Below are 17,073 nucleotides of genomic sequence, written 5' to 3' on the forward strand. Positions count from 1 at the left end.
CGCCGTCCCGGCGGACGGCCCCCGACCGGGCGGTGGCCGAGGACAGCCCGCGCCCCCGCACGAGAGAGGTGCCGACGATGACGCGCGGGAGCAGCGGGTGGGCAGCGGCCGCGCGGCGGCGCCGGCCCGTCGAGGTGCCGGTTCCGGCGACGGGTGCGCCCACCGGTGCGGCTGTCACGGCCGGTGCGGGCGCCGAAGGTCCGCAGGCCGCGTGGTCGCCGAGGACGGCCCGCGGCCGTGCGCCCGGGGGGTGTCGATGACGACGGAAACGAACCAGGGGACGGCGGCCGCACGAGCCCTCGCCGAGCGACCCCGGCGCGCGGGTGCGACGGGCCCGGCGCGGCACGCCGTGGCCGGACGCGCGACCGAACCTGGCCGGCCGGCCCCGGCGACCGGCCGATGGCCGCGCCGACCGGCCGGATGGCCGCCGAGGGCCGCCCGCCGCAGGGCCTCGCTCTGCGCGGTCGCCGCCGCGCTGCTGCTCGCCGTGGGCTGCGGGGCGCCGCCGCCGGAAGCCGGCCCCGCCGGGGCCGCGCCCGCGGCGCGGACCGCGAACGGCCCCGCCAGCGGCAGCGACAGCCGCAGCGCCAGCGGCATCGGCCCGTTGGCCGAGCCGGAGCGCTGCGCCGACAACCGCGACGCGGCCGAGAGCCTCCCGGCCGCCCGCGTCAGGGGCGACGCGGTGAACGCCATCAGGGAGCGCGGCCAGCTGCGCGTCGGCATCGACCTCAACAGCTACCTGTGGGGCTACCGCCAACCGGACAGCACCGAGATCGTCGGCTTCGACATCGACCTCGTGCAGGCGATCGCCGTCGACCTGCTGGCCGACCCCTCCCCCGACATCACCTACCTCGCCATCCCCACCGACCAGCGGATCGAGGCGTTGCGCACCGGGCAGGTCGACATGGTGGTGCGCACCATGTCCATCACCTGCGAGCGCCGCGAGCGGGTGGCGTTCTCCACCGCCTACTTCGAGACCGGCCAGCAGCTCCTCGTCCCCAACGGCTCGGAGATCACCGGCTTCGACGAGTCGCTCGCCGGCGCCCGACTGTGCCGCGCCGACGGCTCCACCGCGGAGCGGCTGCTCGAACGCCAGGACCACGGGGCCGAGGTGATCCGGGTGCCCAACCACCTCGACTGCCTGGTCCGCATCCAACTCGGCCAGGCCGACGCGCTGATGACGGACAGCGCGCTGGCCGCGGGGCACGTCGCGCAGGACCCGTCGATGCACATGGTCGGCGAGCCGCTGACCCGCGAGTCCTACGGCGTCGCGATGAACCTGGCCAACACCGACCTGGTGCGCTGGGTCAACGCGGTCCTGGAGGACTACCGCGCCGGTGGCTGGCTCACCTCGTACAACCAGTGGCTGGCCGACTACCTCTACGACCCGCGGCGCGACCCGCCCCCGGCGCCGCCGGAACCGCTCTACCGCGAGTGAGTGACGGCGCCCCGGCCGCCGGGAAGAGATGCGGAAACAGGACGGACGAGTGACGCGTGACGAGAGGCGAGGGGAGAGAACGATGGCCCCGGAATCCACCGGGAAGGTGTTGAGCCGGGAAGAGGTGGACCGCGCGCTGGCCCGGCTCGGCGCCGAGCACGAGGCGATCGAGTCCTCGCTGCTCGCCCTCCAGGACCACGCCGGCTGCCGGCTGCTCGAGGGCGCCGAGCTCTCCGGCGTCACCCGGGAGCGGTGGGAGCGCGCCGAGCGCCTCGTCCCGCTGCTGTGGTCGCACTTCGACGTCCTCACCAGGGCGCTGCACAACGCCAGGCAGCTGCGGGCGCGCAGCCGCTACCCGGGCGAGGACGAGCTGCGGCGGCTGACGGCGCTCCTCGACGGCGCGCAGCTGGAGATCACCGGCGAACCCGAGGGCGGTCCCGCCGAGTCGGTCGGCTGGCCCGAGCTGCTCGCCAGGATGAACGCCGGCTACGCCAGCGTGCTCGACGTCGTGGTCGCCGCCGACGCGGTCTGGTCGGCGCTGCCCGCCCGGATAGACCTGCTCTCCGCCGAGCTGCGCCGGCTCTCGGCGCTGGCCCACTCGGTCGGCGTCCGCCCCGGCGAGCACCCGGCCGGCGACGAACTGCGCGAGGTCACCGACGAGTTGACGACGCTGCGGGCCGAGGTGATCGCTGACCCGCTGGCGTTCTGGATCCCCGACGGCGGCAGCAGCGCGCCCGGCGGCGGGCGCCCCGACACCGCGCGCTACGACCGCGCCGCCCGCGCCCTCGACGACATCAGGCGCGAGGTCGACGCCGTCATCGGGGTCCGCAAGGACGCCGAGGAGCGGCTGATCCGGCTGCGCGACGTGCTGGCCAGGGCCGACCGCACCCTGGCCGAGGCGCGCACCGCGCGCGGCGAGGTGCTGGCCAAGATCGCGGCCTCCGAGGTGCCCGCGGTCAGCGGCCCGCCGAGCCTGCTGCACGAGGAGCTGGCCACCGCCGCCGACTACCGGCGCCGCGCCCAGTGGCACCGGCTCTCGCCGCTGCTGGAACGCCTGGAGGTGCGCGCCGAGGAGGAGTTGGAGCGGGCGCGCGACTCGCTGTCCGCGGTGACCGTGCCGCTGGCGGTGCGGGCCCAGCTGCGCGGCCTGCTCGACGCCTGCCGGGCGCGGGCCGCCCGGGGCGGCAAGGCCGAGGAGCCGCTGCTCGTCGAGCGGTACGACGCGGCCCGCCGGCTGCTGTGGACCGCGCCCTGCGACCTGCGCGCCGCGGAACACGCGGTGCTCCGCTACCAGGAGGCGGCGGCCGAGGTGCTGATGACGAGGAGCGACTCGTGAGCCCGCTGCCGCCCGACGACCTGGAGGTGCCCTGTCAGCGGCCTGGCTGCCAGGGCAGTTACGAGGACGTCGGCGGTGGCGAGCTGTACTGCGGCGACTGCGGCCTGGCGCCCGTGGTCTCGCCGCTCGGCATGCTCGGCGAGAACGCGACCGGCCTCTCCGGCGCGCTGCGGTCGCCCGTCGCGGCGGGCGCGGCCGGCCCCCTGGAGGACGACCCCTCGTCCTCGCGCCCGTCCCGCCCCTCGCGCTCGCAGTCCTCGCGCCGCTCGGTCTCCGGGCGGCTCTCCCGCTCGCTCAGCGGCGGCCTCGCCGTCGACTCGGTCTCGGTGCGCAGCTCCCGGTCGAGCGCCAGCGGCACCGCGCGCTCGCGGCTCGGCGCGGGCCTGGTGACGATGCCGGGCGTGCCGCGCCCCGACCCGCTGTCCGCGGTGCTGGAGGACCCGGAGGTGCCGGAACGCAAGCGGTTCTGCGGCAACAGCGACTGTGGCGCGCCGGTGGGCCGCGCCCGCGCCGGCCGGCCGGGACGCACCGAGGGCTTCTGCACCAGGTGCGGCCACCCGTACTCGTTCGTGCCGAAGCTCCAGCCGGGCGACGTGGTGCGGGACCAGTACGAGATCGCCGGCTGCCTGGCGCACGGCGGCCTCGGCTGGATCTACCTCGCCATCGACCGGGCCGTCTCCGACCGGTGGGTGGTGCTCAAGGGCCTGCTCGACACGGGCGACGAGGACGCGATGGCCGCCGCGATCTCCGAGCGCCGCTTCCTCGCGGAGATCGAGCACTCCAGCATCGTCCGGATCTACAACTTCGTGGAGCACCTGGACCGCCGCACCGGCAGCATGGACGGCTACATCGTCATGGAGTACGTCGGCGGCAAGTCGCTCAAGGAGATCGCCAACGAGCGGCGCGCCCCCGACGGCCACCGCGACCCGCTGCCGGTCGAGGTGGCCTGCGCGTACGGCATCGAGGCGCTGGACGCGCTCGGCTACCTGCACAGCCGCAACCTGCTCTACTGCGACTTCAAGGTCGACAACGCGATCCAGCAGGACGACCAGCTCAAGCTCATAGACATGGGCGCGGTCCGGCGGATGGACGACCAGGAGAGCGCGATCTACGGAACGGTCGGCTACCAGGCGCCCGAGGTCGCCGAGATCGGGCCCTCCGTGGCCTCCGACCTCTACACGGTGGCCCGCACGCTCGCCGTGCTGACGTTCGACTTCCAGGGCTACACGACGTTCTACGCGGACAGCCTGCCGGACCCGGAGAACATCGAGGTCTTCCAGCAGTACGAGTCCTTCTACCGCTTCCTGGTCCGGGCCACGGACCCCGACCCGTGGCGCAGGTTCGGCTCGGCGCAGGAGATGGCCGAGCAGCTGACGGGCGTGCTGCGCGAGATCGTCGCCGTCAACACCGGCCAGCCGCGCCCCGCGCTCTCCCAGCTCTTCGGCCGCGAACTCGGCGTCGTCGACACGGAGTTGGTCCCCCGCCCCGAAGGCGAGGTCTCCCAACTCGGCGCGGGCCCACGGCGGCGCCGACTGCGCGGTGCGAAACCGCTGCGCGGTGCGGCCGCGGCTGCGGCTGCGCCGCAGGCGCGGCCGGCCGGCGAGGGCCGGCCCTGGCCGGCCGATGGCGGGCCTCCGGCCCGCCACGGCACGGCCTGGCCGGGGCCGGCAGGCAGCCTGCCCGCCGGCGGCAGCCGGCCGTGGCCGGCGGGCGAACCCGCCGAGACCGGCACCGGTGCTCCACATAGCGGCTTCGGGCCGGATACCCGGCCTGGCTGGCCGGAGCACGGGAACGGCCCGGGCCAGGGCGACGGCCGGGCGGCCTGGACACCGACTCAGCACGCCGCAGGCGACCCGCACGGGCCAGGACCCGAACCCGCCGAGGCCGGCACCGGTGCTCCACATGGCGGCTTCGGGCCGGATACCCGGCCCGGCTGGTCGGAGCACGGGAACGGCCCGAACCAGCCCGCTGCCCGGGCCTGGGCCCCGGCCCAACACACCGCCGCAGGCGACCCACACGAACCCGGCACCCACGCACCACCGCCGTGGCCGGCGGGCGAGCCCGCCGCGCGCGGCGCCGGCGTTCCGCCGGAGGCCGGCGCACGCGAACCGCACGACGCGGGCGGGCCCGAGGCCCGGGTGGCCTGGGCGACGGCTCAGCACGCCGCAGGCGACCCGCAGGCGACCGGCGACAGCCGGCCGTGGTCCGAGGCCGAGGCCGCCGCCGCGCGGCGTGGGTTGCGGGAGCCGGACGGCTCGCCCGAGCCGCCGGCCTGGCCCGCCGCCGGCGAACCCGCCGAAGGCCCAGCCATGGCCGCGCCCGCCGGAGGCGACCCGCCCAGGACCGTCCAGCTCGACCTGCGGGCCGTCGCGCTGGCGTTGCCGGTGCCGCGGGTCGATCCCGGGGATGCCAACGCCGGGTTCCTCGCCGGGTTGATGGCCACCTCGCCCGCCGATCTGCTGGTGGCGCTCCGTGCCGCGCCCACCGACTCCATCGAGGTCAGGATCCGCGAGTTGCGGGCCTACCTCGAGGTCGGGGACGGCAGGTCGCTCGCCATCGCCAGGGCGTCGGCGGCCGGGCTCGCGGAGCGCCGCGGCAGCGACTGGCGGGTGGTCTGGTACCGAGGGCTGACCGCGCTGGTCACCAGGGACTGGGAGACGGCCGCGCTCGCCTTCGACGCGACCTACGACGCGTTCCCCGGCGAGTTGGCGCCGAAGCTGGCGCTCGCGGTGTGCGCCGAGGTGCTCGGCCAGCTGGACAACGCCGCGGACTACTACGAGTTGGTGTGGAGCACCGACCCCAGCCACGTCAGCGCCGGCTTCGGCCTGGCCAGGGTGCGTCTCGCGGCCGGCGACCGGCGCGGGGCCGTGGCCGCGCTCGAGTCGGTGCCGGAGACCTCGGCGCACTACACGGCGGCCCGGGTGGCGGCCGTGCGGGCCCGGCTGCGGCAGCGGGCGGCCACCCCGGACCTGCTGCCCGACCTGCTGGCCGCGGGCGCGCAGCTCGCCGCGCTGCGTGGCGCGGGACTGGAACCGTGGCTGGCCGAACAACTGTCCTGTGAGGTGCTGGGTTCCGCGCTCGACTGGGTAATCTCCTGCCCCGGACCTTTCCCAGAGCAAACAGACCAGGGGCGTCAGCTACTCGGCGAGCCGCTGAACGAGACCGGGGTCCGGCTGGGCCTCGAACGCTCGTACCGGCGGTTGGCCCGGCTGGCGCCGACCCGAAGTGAACGCATTGAACTGGTGGAGGCGGCCAACCGCTTCCGCCCTAGGACATGGGTGTGACGATGCCGAGGCTCGACCAACTCTCCGCCTGCCCCGGCTGCGGTGAGCCACTGGAGGACGACGACCGATTCTGTGGCGTCTGCGGTACGGACCTGCAAGCGGTCGGCCGCGTCGCCGCGCCGCCCCCGCCTGCCGCCGGCTACGCGCCCACGCCCACGCCCACCGAGCACGACTTCACCCTGCCTCCCCCGCAACCGCCGGCGCAGCCGCAGTCGCAACCGCGGCAGCCGGCGGTCGACCCCAGGGCCCAGCAGGCCGCCCAGCATGCCGCCCAGCATGCCGCCCCGCCCCCGCCGGCACCCGGCTACGCCCCGCCCGCCCCCCCGGCGCCCCCGGCGCCCCCGGCGCCCCCCGCGCCGCCGGCCGACCCCCGCGCCGCGCACCCGGCTCCGCCCGCGGCGCCGCAGGCCACCAGGTACGACGACCCGCGCGCCGCCGCGCCCGGTGGCGGCGCCTGCCCGGTGTGCGGTAATGGATACGTGGACGCCGAAGGCCACTGCACCGGGTGCGGGCGCGGCCCCGCCGGGACCCGGGACCACGCGGAGCGCGAGCTGGGCGGCGTGGCCGCCGTCAGCGACATCGGCCTGCGCCACCACCGCAACGAGGACGCGTTCGCCGTCGCCGCCACCGCGCTGCCCGACGGCCAGCCGGCCGTGATCGCCGTGGTCTGCGACGGCGTCTCCTCCTCCACCCGCCCCGACGAGGCCTCGGCGGCCGCCGCCGGCACGGCCCGCGAGTTCCTGCTCGGCGCGCTGCCCAGGGGCGTCCCCGGGCCGCAGGCCATGCACGACGCGCTGCTCGCCGCCGGCACCGCGGTCGCCGCGCTCGCGCAGGGCACCGAGCCGGAGCCGGGACGCAACTCCCCGGCCTGCACCATCGTCAGCGCCGTGACCGCGGGATCCACCCTCACGGTGGGGTGGATCGGGGACAGCCGCGCCTACTGGGTGCCGGACGAGCCGGGCGCCGCCGCCGCGCGCCTCACCGAGGACGACTCGTGGGCCGCCCAGATGGTGGCCGCCGGGCTGCTCACCGAGGCGGAGGCGATGGCCGACCACCGTGCGCACGCCATCACCGCGTGGCTGGGCGCCGACGCCCAGGAGATCGACCCGCACACGGCGTCGTTCAAGCCGGACCGGCCGGGCGTGGTGATCGTGTGCACCGACGGCCTGTGGAACTACGCGGAGACCGGGCAGCAGATGGCGCACGTGGTGCCGGAGCACGCCAGGCGCGCCCCGCTGGCCACGGCACGGCAGTTGGTGCGGCACGCGCTGGACTCGGGCGGTCACGACAACGTGACGGTGGCCGTGATCCCGTTCCCGCCCGCGGCCCAGGCGTGAGGCAGACCCCAGGACAGTACCTAGACGTACCGGGCACGGCGGCGGGTACTGTTCGTCTGAGGAGGAAGGCCCGCAGACCGATGTCGCCATGGCAGGCGGACGACGTGAGTAACTGGAGGCAGTCACATGCCGACATGCCCTAACGGCCACCAGTCGGTGGCCGAGGACTGGTGCGAGGTGTGCGGTCACCGCATGCTCGCGCCCGCCGCCGCCATGCCGCCGCCACCCGTCGGCTACCCGGGCGCCGGCCAAGGCCCGGGTGGGCAGCTGCCGCCACCGCCGCAGGCCGGCGGCTACGGCTACCCGGCCCCCCAGCAGGCGCCGCCGCCACCGCCGCCGCCCGCGCAGGGCCACGGCGGCTACGGCTTCCCGGACGCCACGGCGCCGATGCAGCAGCTCAACCCCACCGAGCTGTGCCCGCAGTGCCGCACCCCGCGCGAGTCGCAGGCGCCGTTCTGCGAGGAGTGCCGGTACAACTTCCTGACCAACTCCCCCACCACCTACATACCGCCGGCCGCGCCCGGCGGGCAGCAGTACCCGGGGCAGCACGGGCAGCCGGGACCGCCGCCGATGCCCGGGCAGCGCGACATGTACGGCCAGCAGGCCGCCGCGCCGCAGGCCCCGCCGATGCCGCCGCAGCACCAGCAGCAGCCGCCGCAGCACCAGCAACAGCAGGCGCCCGGCACCAACACCGACTGGATGCTGCCGCCGCCCGGCGGCCCGGGCGCGCCCGGTGGCCCCGGCCAGTACCAGCAGCAGCCCCCGCCGCCGCCCTACCCCGGCCAGCAGCAGCCACCGCAGCAGCAACCGCCGCAGCAGCAGCAACGGCCGCCGCAGCCGGAGCGCTGGCTGGTGACCATCGGCCCCGACCCCGAGTACTTCCAGGCGATGATGCGCCGCTCGGGCCCCGAGGCCCACGAGCTCAAGCTGCCGGCCTACGCGCCCGAGCAGCAGGTGCCGCTGACCGGCAACGAGATCACCATCGGCCGCCGCCGGCAGTCCACCGGCGAGGCGCCCGACATCGACCTCTCCCGCCCCCCGGAGGACCCGGGCGTCTCCCACCGGCACGCCGTGCTCGTCCAACAGGCCGACGGCGGCTGGGCGGTGGTCGACCAGGACTCCACCAACGGCACCACCGTCAACATGGCCGAGGACCCGATCCAGCCGTTCGTGCCCGTGCCGCTGCGCGAGGGCGACCGGGTGCACATCGGGGCCTGGACCACCCTCACCCTCTACCGGGGGTGAGGCGCGCCGTTCGGGCGTTCGAGGGCGACCAGTAGCATCGACGGCTGTGACGAACATAACGGCCGCGATCAAGGTCGACGGGATACGCAAGCGATACGGCGATGTCCAGGCCGTCGACGGGGTGACCTTCGAAGTCGGCCGTGGTGAGTTCTACGGCATCCTCGGGCCGAACGGCGCGGGCAAGACCACGACCATGGAGATCGTCGAGGGGCTGCGCGAGCCCGACGAGGGCACCGCGCTGCTGCTCGGCGAGCCGTCCTGGCCGCGCGACCCGAGGCTGCTGGCCCGGATCGGCGTGCAGCTCCAGGCGTCGGCGTTCTTCGAGAAGCTGACGGCCCGCGAGCAGATCCACACCTTCGCGGCCCTGTACGGCGTCTCGACGGAGCGGGCCGACGCGATGCTGGAGAGCGTCGGCCTCACCGAGAAGGCCAACGTCCGCGACGACAAGCTGTCCGGCGGCCAGGCGCAGCGGCTCTCCATCGCCTGCGCGCTGGTCCACGACCCCGAGCTGGTCTTCCTCGACGAGCCGACCACTGGGCTCGACCCGCAGGCCAGGCGCAACCTCTGGGACCTGCTGCGGGAGATCAACTCCAGCGGCCGCACGGTGGTGTTGACCACCCACTACCTGGACGAGGCGGAGATCCTCTGCGACCGGGTCGCCATCATGGACGCCGGCCGCATCCTGAAGATCGGCGCCCCGGCCGACCTGATCGCCGAGACCGGCGTCGACACCCTGGAGGACGTCTTCCTCCACCTGACCGGACGGGAGTTCCGCGAGTGAGCGCGTTCCGAAGCCTCTCGCGGGCCATGGTCCTCGGCCTGCTCCGCGACCGCACCGCGGTGTTCTTCACCCTGGTGTTCCCGCTGATGTTCCTGGCCCTCTTCGGCGCGTTGCTGCGCGACTCGGGGGTCGCCAGCAGCACGGTCGTCCAGGTCGGCGCCGTGGACGTCCTCGACGACATGCCGGCCGACCAACGGGCCGCGCTCTCCGACGCGCTCACGATCATCGAGACCGGCGACCGCGACCAGGCCCTGGAGGACGTCCGCGAGGGCGAGGTCGACGCCGCCGTCTGGCAGGACGCCGAGGGCCGGATCGAGCTGCGCTACTCGGCCGCCGACGCCACCGCGGCCGGCACCGTGCAGGGCCTGATGCAGTCGATCGTGCAGGGCGCCAACGTGGCCGCGACCGGCCAGCCGCCGGCCTTCCAACTCGCCACCGACCAGGTCGAGGACCACTCGATCAAGCCGATCCAGCAGCTGACCCCGGGACTGCTCGGCTGGGCCATCGCCACCGGCGCCGCGTACATGTCGGCGTTCACGCTGGTCAACTGGCGCAAGAAGCGGATCCTGCGGCGGCTCTGGCTGGCCCCGATCCGCCCCTCCACGGTGATCAGCGCCCGGATCGGCGTCAGCCTGGCGATGGCCTTCATCCAGTTCGCCATCTTCATCGGCGTCGCCACCATCCCCTACTACGGCCTCACCCTCTCCGGCTCCTGGTGGCTCTCGCTGCCGCTGGTCGCCTGCGGCACGCTGGCCTTCATGTCCATCGGCCTGCTGATAGGCGCCTGGGCCAAGACCGAGGAGGCCGCCAACGGCGCCCTCCAGATCGTCGTCCTGCCGATGGCGTTCCTCTCCGGCTCCTTCTTCCCCACCGACGGCATGCCGTCCTGGCTGCGGGCCGTCTCCAACGTGCTGCCGCTGAAGCACCTCAACGAGTCCATGCAGGACGTCCTCACCCGCGGCCAGAGCTACGGCGCGGCCCTCCCCGCCATGCTGGGCCTCCTGGCCTTCGCCGCGGTCCTGACCCTGATCTCGGCCCGCCTCTTCCGCTGGGACAACGCGTGACCGCCCTGGCGGCCGGAGCGCCCCGAAGGGGCGAGGCCGACCATGGCGGTAAGCGTCGTAGCGGCGTACTGGACGCGGCGCGGGCGTGGGAGAGGCTGGTGGGCATACGTTCCCGAGCGGATGCCGAAGCCGCAGGGCTGGTCCTCGAGGGAGCGGAGGACGGCCGTCACTGGAGTCCGGAGGCCACGCCCGAGGCCGAGGCACTCGCCGCCCGTTATCTCCCGCTCTGTCTCGCCGGACAGCGCGTCACCTTCGCACAACTCGGGCAGAGCCTGGACGGCTTCATAGCCACCCGTACCGGGGACGCCAACTACGTCACGGGGGAGGAGGACCGCCGTCATCTGCACCACCTCCGGGCACTCGCCGACGCGGTGCTCGTCGGAGCCGACACAGCGGTCGCGGACGACCCCCAGCTGACGGTGCGGGCATGCGCGGGACCCAACCCAGTGCGCGTGATTCTCGACCCGAACGGACGGGTGCCACTCACCCGGCGGGTGTTCACCGATGGGGCGGCTTCCACCCTGTGGGTGGTGGCCGCGGGCCTGGAGCCCGGGCGACGGCTCGCGGACGGGGTGGAGGTACTCGCGCTGCCAGACCGCGACGCGTTCGCCCCCGGACGTCTGGTTCGGGCGCTCGCACGGCGCGGCCTCGGCCGGTTGCTCGTCGAAGGCGGCGGCATCACCGTGTCGCGCTTCCTCCGGGAACGGGCACTGCACCGGCTCTACCTCACCGTTGCCCCCGTCCTTCTCGGCGACGGGGTCCCGGGGATTCGTTTCCCCGGGACCCCGGTCATGCGTGACGCCCTTCGTCCTCCCGTGCGCCGCGCCGCCCTCGGCCAGGACACACTCTTCGAGATCGAACTAGCTGGGCCTTCGGGATGATCTCGGCCCGCGTCACAACGCACGCTCGTAAGACGCCCAGGCGATGTGCGACTCGTGCAGGGTGACCGTGATCCCCGCCAGGCCACGGGCGCCTTCCCCCAACGCGCCGGCGTGCACGCTCTCGGCGACGCGGTCGGCGATGACCTTGGCCAGGAACTCCGTGGAGGTGTTGATCCCGGCGAAGGCGGGTTCGTCGTCGAGGTTTCGGTAGGTGAACTCGCTGATGATTCGATTGAGTTCACGGGACGCTAGCCCGATGTCGACCACGATGTTGTCCGCGTCCAATTCGTCACGGCGGAAGGTGGCATCCACCAGGTATGTTGCCCCATGGAGACGCTGAGCGGGGCCGAAGACCTCTCCCCGGAAGCTGTGAGCGATCATCAGATGATCACGGACGGTGATGCTGAACAACGGTCACCTTTCGGTTGCGAGCCCGTCTGGCCGTCGCTGGCCAACACCAGGTCTTACTTCCTCGGCGCTGTCGTAGCGGACGCGCTGACACAGCCCCGGAAGGTCGCCGGCGGCGATCCCCGGCATCACCCCAGGCAGTTCCTCGAAGGAACACTCGGCAGTGATCAGCGCGTCGAAGGAAGGGTTATCAAGAAGATCGAGCGCGAGCCCGAGTCGGTCAGCGAAGGTCCGACGGGAACGCCGGGCTGGCGACACCGCCCCCACCTGGCTGCTACGCACGACCAGACGGCGGGAGTGGAACGCACTCCCCAAGGGCAGACTGACCCGACGATCGCCGTACCAACTCATCTCCAGGACGGTCCCCTCCATGGCGAGGAGTTCCAGGGACCGTGCGAGTCCGTCCTCCGTGGCGCTCGTATGAACAACGAGATCACAGTCGTCCAGGGCGTCCTCCGGCAGTGCGAAGTCGACACCCAGCGCGGCGGCGACACAGGCCCGGGCAGGGTCCGCGTCAACGAGTTGGACGCGGACGGAAGGGTACTGGGCGAGAAGAGCCGCGACGCAGGAACCAACCATCCCGGCGCCGACGACGGCGATCCGATCACCGATCAACGGCGCGGCGTCCCACAGAGCGTTCACCGCGGTCTCGACGGTCCCGGCAAGTATGGCGCGTGCGGCCGGAACGGCATCCGGTACGACGGTCACGGCGCTGGCCGGAACGACGAACCGGGTCTGATGCGGGTAGAGGCAGAAGACGGTACGCCCGAGCAGGGATGCCGGCCCTTCCTCAACCACCCCGACGTTGAGATAGCCGTACTTGACCGGCCCTGGGAATTCCCCCTCCTGGAACGGCGCGCGCATGGCGGCGTACTCGCTCGCGGGCACGCGACCGTGGAAGACGAGTGTTTCCGTCCCCCGGCTCACACCGGAGAAGAGCGTACGAACCAGAACCTCGCCAGCCGCGGGGCTGGGCAGGTGAACGTCGCGTATCTCCACACACCCAGGGGAGCTGAGCCAGAGGGCACGAGCGGTTCGCTCCACCGGCATGCCCCCGCGATCAGATCGATTCAACGGACGCCAATATACGAACCGGCAGATACAAAGATCAACGTTCTTGATCACAGCCGGTCTAACTGGCCTGCCCCGTGAGCGGCGAAAGCGGGATCTTTGGCGTGGTGGTGGGGCAGCGGGCCGGGGAGACGGTAGTGCCGTATGTGTGGGTGACCTGTCAGGAGTTGATCTTCCCGACCCGGCCTGACGGCCTGACCGTCCCGAAGGGCCTTCCCCGCCCGTCCGTGCGGGATGGTCGTCAGTCCGCGTCCCGTTCCGGCAAGGGCCGGTACCGGCTGGGCCTTGGTGTCTGACCTTCCGGCGGGTAGTCGCAGTCCAGGCTACTGATCTCGTAGTCGTCGCCCTCGTTCTGTTCCTGGTCGACGACCACCGCCGCGGTGCAGACGCGGCCGTGGTCGTCGGTGAACGTGACTATCTCGCTGTAGTCCGTCGGGGTGCCGCACCCCGCGAGCAGCAGCACCGCGACCCCGGCGGCCACCGCGGCGCCGAACCTCCACAGCTTTCTCCGCCTTGCCCCTCCCGCATGACGCCATCGCCCACACCGTAGACGTGCCGGCCCCGACGCGCCATGGATCGAAGGCCTCGGCTCAGCGGCTCAGGGGGGTGTCCCGGTCCAGGCGGGACAGTTTCTCGGGGTTGCGCACAGCGTAGAGGCCGGTGATCAGGCCGTCGTCGAGACGCAGGGCCAGGACGGTGTCGACCTCGCCGCCCTGCCGCACGAACAGCGCCGGGGCGCCGTTGACCTGGGTTGGGTGGAGCGCCGTCGTGGCGGCGATCCTGCCCGTCCCCCCACCCACCCGCCCTTTCCCGGCGGGCCGCCCACGCCTACCGCGCCGGCGGTCCGCCGGGTACCGCGCGCGTGAGCGCGTTGGCGTCCGTCGTCCACTCCCACCCGCTGCCATCCACCGGGCGCAGGTGCGCCTCAATGCGAACGACTTGTCCCGTCCGGCCGGTGACGTGTTCAAGGACGGCCTCCAGCCGGCCGACGCGCCCGGTCGCGTCGGTGACCCACTCGCCAATCAGCTCATGCGTCCCCCATCGCAGCCTGATGTCCTCCTTCATCGGCCCTGCCCCAGCTCGGCCAGCAGGCAGTCCAGGAGCGCTCCGCCGTGCGTGGTGGGCGTACGGTCGAGTTGCAGCCGGGTGAGCCAACTGCGACCGCAGCGGGCTCGTCGCCCGTCGACCAGCGTCAGGTCGGGCGACGGAAGCTTGCTGCTGCCGCCTTGGCCGACGCAGAAGACGTCGCGCAGCTCTCGGCGGCGCGACGGCCACGTCGCGGCCGTGCCGGGCGGCACCAGGAACTCGACCGCGTTCCGGGCCGGCACCTCAAGCACCGGTCCGATCGCGGCGACGTGGTGCGGAAGTTGAGCGAGAACCGCGACACCGACCGAGCTCGGGACACGGACGGTGTCCCACAACCGACCCGCTGGCACAGGCACCGCGCGTCGCCATGGCCAAGCTGCGAGAACGTCGTCTTCGCGCGCCCCTGCCGCCACCACCCAGGCGACGGCCGCTGCCACGTCCGCCCCGACCGGCGCGGCTGCCGGGCACATTCCGCACACTCGCACGGCCCAGCCGAGACATCCCGTGCGAGTGAGGGTGTAGGCGTGACCGCCGGACCGCAGCCCCACCGCGGACCCGCATCGCACGCATTCGAGCCCGTCGAGCCTCCGCTGTATCGCGGCCGTGACATCGCCCAACGGCGCGAAGAACGACAACAGATCAGGCGTGTTGGTACGCACGGGCACCCCCGGGTGTCATCGGCGATTGCGATGACAGACCGTAGAAGTCCGGTGACCCGCACTTTATGAGAGTGCGGAATAATCGCAGGTCGGCGCCGGAAATCAGTCCTCAAGGCGGAAGCGGGTCGACATACGGCGCAGCCGCTCAGACCCGGCGGCGTGCTCCGCTCGGCGAATCCGGCGGAGGGTCGCGCGCGCGATGGGGTGGTTCCGGATCAGCTGAGGTGCCGTCGCTTCCGCCCGCTCCAACTCAGCGAGCGCCCGGTCCCGGTGGCCCGACCACAGATGGGCTCGGGCCAGGTCGAGGCGGTAGTGGCCGCGTCTCCGCAGTCCGGCCTCGGCGGCGGGCCGGATGTCGTTGTCGAGCCGGTCTCCGACGTAGAGCGTCTCTTCCGGCGGAACAGGTACGACCTCGGCCACCCGCTCGAAGAACGTCGGGTCCGGCTTGCTCGCTCCCCAGTCGTCCGAGGTACCGATCAGGTCCACGTCGTCGGCGAACAGCTCGCGGAGGATGCCTCCGGCGCGGACCGTCTGGTTGCCGGCGATGCCCAGCCACAGGCCGGCCTCCCGAAGCCGGGCGAGGGCCGGCCGGACGTCCGGATAGAGGTCCTCCTCACCGAACCACTCCGGCTGGCCGGCGGCGGCTCGGCGTTCACGCTCCGCGTCGAGATCGAAACCGGGCCGGAACACCTGGAACGTCTCCCGGTAGTCAAGGCCCCGCGCGATCACGGCCCCGAACTGGGCGGCGAAGGTGTGTCGCGGCACTCCCAGCCAGTCGGCCCAGGTGCCGTACTCCCTCGTCTCGTCGACGAGACACTCACCGACATCGAACACCACGGCGCGAATCACCCGCCCAGCCTACGGGCGGAGCCCCCACCACGGTCGAGAAGACCTCGGCTCAGCGGCTCAGGGGGGTTCCTCGGTCCAGGTGGGAGAGCTTGTCCGGGTTGCGCACGGCGTAGAGGCCGGTGATCAGGCCGTCGTCGACGCGCAGGGCCAGGACGGTGTCGATCTCGTCGCCCTGGCGCACGAGCAGCGCGGGGGCGCCGTTGACCTGAGTCGGGCGTAGCGCCATCGTGGCGGAGATCCGGCCCAGCACCTGGGCCACCCGCTCGGCCCCCACGACCGGCGCCAGCGCGGCCCGGACGACGCCGCCGCCGTCGGTCAGCAGGACGACGTCGGGGGCGAGGACGTCGAGCAGGCCCTGGAGGTCGCCGGTCTCGACCGCCCGGCGGAACGCCTCGACGGTGCGGTGGTTGTCGGCGGCGGACGGGGCCGCGCGTGGGCGGCGGGCGGCGACATGGGCCCGGGCCCGGTGGGCGATCTGGCGGACGGCGGCCGGGCTCTTGTCGACGGCCTCGGCGATCTCCTCGTAGGGCAGGTCGAACACCTCGCGCAGCACGAACACCGCCCGCTCGGTCGGGGTGAGCGTCTCCAGCACCAGCAGCATCGCCATCGAGACGCTGTCGGCCAGTTCGACGTCCTCGGCCACGTCGGGCGCGGTCAGCAGCGGCTCGGGCAGCCAGGGGCCGACGTAGGACTCCCGGCGCCGGCCGAGCGCGCGCAGCTGGGCGAGCGCCTGGCGGGTGGCGATCCGGACCAGGTACGCGCGCTGGTCCCGCACGGTCTCGTGGTCGACGCCCACCCACCGCAGCCAGGTCTCCTGCAGGACGTCCTCGGCGTCGGCGGCCGAGCCGAGCAGCTCGTAGGCGACGGTGAAGAGCAGGTTGCGGTGGGTGACGAAGGCCCGGGTGACGCCGGCCCTGTGGTCACCGCGGTCGTTCGTGGTCCGGTCGTCCATCGTCGGCTCCTGCCCGTTCGCTCTCGACTGCGCCGCACACGAGATGCCGGCCACCGCCGCCCTGTGACAGCGGGGACCGGTGACGTACGCCACATCGCCGTGCCGTCACAGGGCTCCGGCCGTCGGCATCTTGTGTTCGTCCGGCGCGGCAGCGCACGACACGACGAGTGAGGACGACGTCATGGAACCCCGTTTCAACCTGTTCGACAGCCCGACCGCCGCGAAGATCGCCAAGCGCTTCTACAACGTCTCGTTGGCCCTGGACGGGTCGACGCTGCCGAAGTCCCTGCGGGAACTGGTGGAGTTGCGGGTCGCCCAGCTCAACGGCTGCGGCTTCTGCGTCGACATCCACACCAAGGAGGCGGCGGCCGCCGGTGAGTCCGCGCTCCGGCTCAACCTGGTCGCCGCCTGGCGGCACACCACCGTGTTCACCGAGGCCGAGCGGGCCGCGCTGGCGCTCGCCGAGGAGGGCACCCGGCTCGGCGACCACGGCGTGACCGACGCGACCTGGGCCGAGGTGCGCAGGCACTACGACGACGACCAGGTCGGGGCGCTGGTCTGCCTGGTCTCGCTGATCAACGCCGCCACCCGGATGAACGTCATCGTGCACAACCCGGGCGGCTCGTACGAGCCCGGCCAGTTCGCCGGCCTGTCGAACTGACCGGCGGGCGGGGCGCTCAGG

General features: G+C 73.4%; 16 protein-coding genes and 1 pseudogene. 9 read left to right on the forward strand and 8 right to left on the reverse strand.

Features of this window, described 5'->3' with window-relative positions:
* Nucleotides 1-256: 256 nt before the first annotated feature.
* From RNC47_RS19305 to RNC47_RS19340, 8 genes are all read left to right on the forward strand, one after another.
* Complete coding sequence (locus RNC47_RS19305) at nt 257-1,438, forward strand: glutamate ABC transporter substrate-binding protein (RefSeq protein ID WP_311600402.1); 1,182 nt, start codon at nt 257-259, stop codon at nt 1,436-1,438.
* Between the two features lie 82 nt (nt 1,439-1,520).
* Nucleotides 1,521-2,774 carry a hypothetical protein gene (locus RNC47_RS19310; RefSeq protein WP_311600404.1) on the forward strand — a complete coding sequence of 418 codons (1,254 nt, stop codon included), beginning with the start codon at nt 1,521-1,523 and terminating at the stop codon, nt 2,772-2,774.
* A gap of 20 nt (nt 2,775-2,794) precedes the next feature.
* Nucleotides 2,795-6,058, forward strand: coding sequence for a tetratricopeptide repeat protein (locus RNC47_RS19315; protein ID WP_311600486.1), 3,264 nt, complete (start codon nt 2,795-2,797; stop codon nt 6,056-6,058).
* A 2-nt stretch (nt 6,059-6,060) separates the two neighbouring features.
* The gene (locus tag RNC47_RS19320; protein ID WP_311600487.1) at nt 6,061-7,395 is read left to right on the forward strand and encodes a PP2C family serine/threonine-protein phosphatase; all 1,335 of its coding nucleotides are present in this window, start codon (nt 6,061-6,063) and stop codon (nt 7,393-7,395) included.
* A 126-nt stretch (nt 7,396-7,521) separates the two neighbouring features.
* Nucleotides 7,522-8,640, forward strand: coding sequence for an FHA domain-containing protein (locus RNC47_RS19325; RefSeq protein ID WP_311600406.1), 1,119 nt, complete (start codon nt 7,522-7,524; stop codon nt 8,638-8,640).
* A gap of 46 nt (nt 8,641-8,686) precedes the next feature.
* Nucleotides 8,687-9,421, forward strand: coding sequence for an ABC transporter ATP-binding protein (locus RNC47_RS19330; RefSeq protein ID WP_311600408.1), 735 nt, complete (start codon nt 8,687-8,689; stop codon nt 9,419-9,421).
* Nucleotides 9,418-10,485 (forward strand): ABC transporter permease, encoded by a 1,068-nt coding sequence (locus RNC47_RS19335; protein ID WP_311600409.1) that lies wholly within the window; start codon nt 9,418-9,420, stop codon nt 10,483-10,485. The genes RNC47_RS19330 and RNC47_RS19335 overlap by 4 nt, the downstream gene beginning before the upstream one ends.
* Nucleotides 10,482-11,366 carry a RibD family protein gene (locus RNC47_RS19340; RefSeq protein WP_311600411.1) on the forward strand — a complete coding sequence of 295 codons (885 nt, stop codon included), beginning with the start codon at nt 10,482-10,484 and terminating at the stop codon, nt 11,364-11,366. Before RNC47_RS19335 ends, RNC47_RS19340 begins: the two co-directional genes overlap by 4 nt.
* Nucleotides 11,367-11,378: 12 nt before the next feature.
* Here the strand turns inward: RNC47_RS19340 and RNC47_RS19345 are convergent, their stop codons facing one another.
* The 8 genes and pseudogenes from RNC47_RS19345 to RNC47_RS19380 form a co-directional block, all read right to left on the reverse strand.
* Complete coding sequence (locus RNC47_RS19345) at nt 11,379-11,777, reverse strand: 6-pyruvoyl trahydropterin synthase family protein (protein WP_311600413.1); 399 nt, start codon at nt 11,775-11,777, stop codon at nt 11,379-11,381.
* A gap of 3 nt (nt 11,778-11,780) precedes the next feature.
* Nucleotides 11,781-12,818 (reverse strand): MDR/zinc-dependent alcohol dehydrogenase-like family protein, encoded by a 1,038-nt coding sequence (locus RNC47_RS19350; protein WP_311600488.1) that lies wholly within the window; start codon nt 12,816-12,818, stop codon nt 11,781-11,783.
* Between the two features lie 268 nt (nt 12,819-13,086).
* On the reverse strand, nt 13,087-13,326 hold the full coding sequence (locus RNC47_RS19355; protein ID WP_311600414.1) for a hypothetical protein: 240 nt from the start codon (nt 13,324-13,326) through the stop codon (nt 13,087-13,089).
* 109 nt (nt 13,327-13,435) lie between these two features.
* Nucleotides 13,436-13,636: pseudogene (locus RNC47_RS19360) on the reverse strand (RNA polymerase subunit sigma-24); the annotation flags it as partial.
* 37 nt (nt 13,637-13,673) lie between these two features.
* Nucleotides 13,674-13,910 carry a hypothetical protein gene (locus RNC47_RS19365; protein WP_311600415.1) on the reverse strand — a complete coding sequence of 79 codons (237 nt, stop codon included), beginning with the start codon at nt 13,908-13,910 and terminating at the stop codon, nt 13,674-13,676.
* Nucleotides 13,907-14,182 carry a hypothetical protein gene (locus RNC47_RS19370; RefSeq protein WP_311600417.1) on the reverse strand — a complete coding sequence of 92 codons (276 nt, stop codon included), beginning with the start codon at nt 14,180-14,182 and terminating at the stop codon, nt 13,907-13,909. Before RNC47_RS19370 ends, RNC47_RS19365 begins: the two co-directional genes overlap by 4 nt.
* Nucleotides 14,183-14,692: 510 nt before the next feature.
* A complete protein-coding gene (locus RNC47_RS19375; protein WP_311600419.1) occupies nt 14,693-15,439 on the reverse strand; it encodes an HAD family hydrolase in 747 nt (248 codons plus the stop codon).
* A 49-nt stretch (nt 15,440-15,488) separates the two neighbouring features.
* A complete protein-coding gene (locus RNC47_RS19380; protein WP_311600421.1) occupies nt 15,489-16,391 on the reverse strand; it encodes an RNA polymerase sigma-70 factor in 903 nt (300 codons plus the stop codon).
* Nucleotides 16,392-16,572: 181 nt separating this feature from the next.
* On the opposite strand from RNC47_RS19380, the gene RNC47_RS19385 reads away from it, so the two are divergent.
* On the forward strand, nt 16,573-17,052 hold the full coding sequence (locus tag RNC47_RS19385; protein ID WP_311600423.1) for a carboxymuconolactone decarboxylase family protein: 480 nt from the start codon (nt 16,573-16,575) through the stop codon (nt 17,050-17,052).
* Nucleotides 17,053-17,073 lie beyond the last annotated feature (21 nt).

It is taken from the genome of Streptomyces millisiae (assembly GCF_031845425.1).
Classification (GTDB): Bacteria; Actinomycetota; Actinomycetes; order Streptomycetales; family Streptomycetaceae; genus Streptomyces; species Streptomyces millisiae.

Coding starts and splice junctions, on each gene's coding strand:
- RNC47_RS19320 (WP_311600487.1), top strand. CDS start 6,061: ATGCCGAGGCTCGACCAACTCTCCGCCTGCCCCGGCTGCGGTGAGCCA.
- RNC47_RS19310 (WP_311600404.1), top strand. CDS start 1,521: ATGGCCCCGGAATCCACCGGGAAGGTGTTGAGCCGGGAAGAGGTGGAC.
- RNC47_RS19365 (WP_311600415.1), bottom strand. CDS start 13,910: ATGAAGGAGGACATCAGGCTGCGATGGGGGACGCATGAGCTGATTGGC.
- RNC47_RS19305 (WP_311600402.1), top strand. CDS start 257: ATGACGACGGAAACGAACCAGGGGACGGCGGCCGCACGAGCCCTCGCC.
- RNC47_RS19380 (WP_311600421.1), bottom strand. CDS start 16,391: ATGGACGACCGGACCACGAACGACCGCGGTGACCACAGGGCCGGCGTC.
- RNC47_RS19385 (WP_311600423.1), top strand. CDS start 16,573: ATGGAACCCCGTTTCAACCTGTTCGACAGCCCGACCGCCGCGAAGATC.
- RNC47_RS19325 (WP_311600406.1), top strand. CDS start 7,522: ATGCCGACATGCCCTAACGGCCACCAGTCGGTGGCCGAGGACTGGTGC.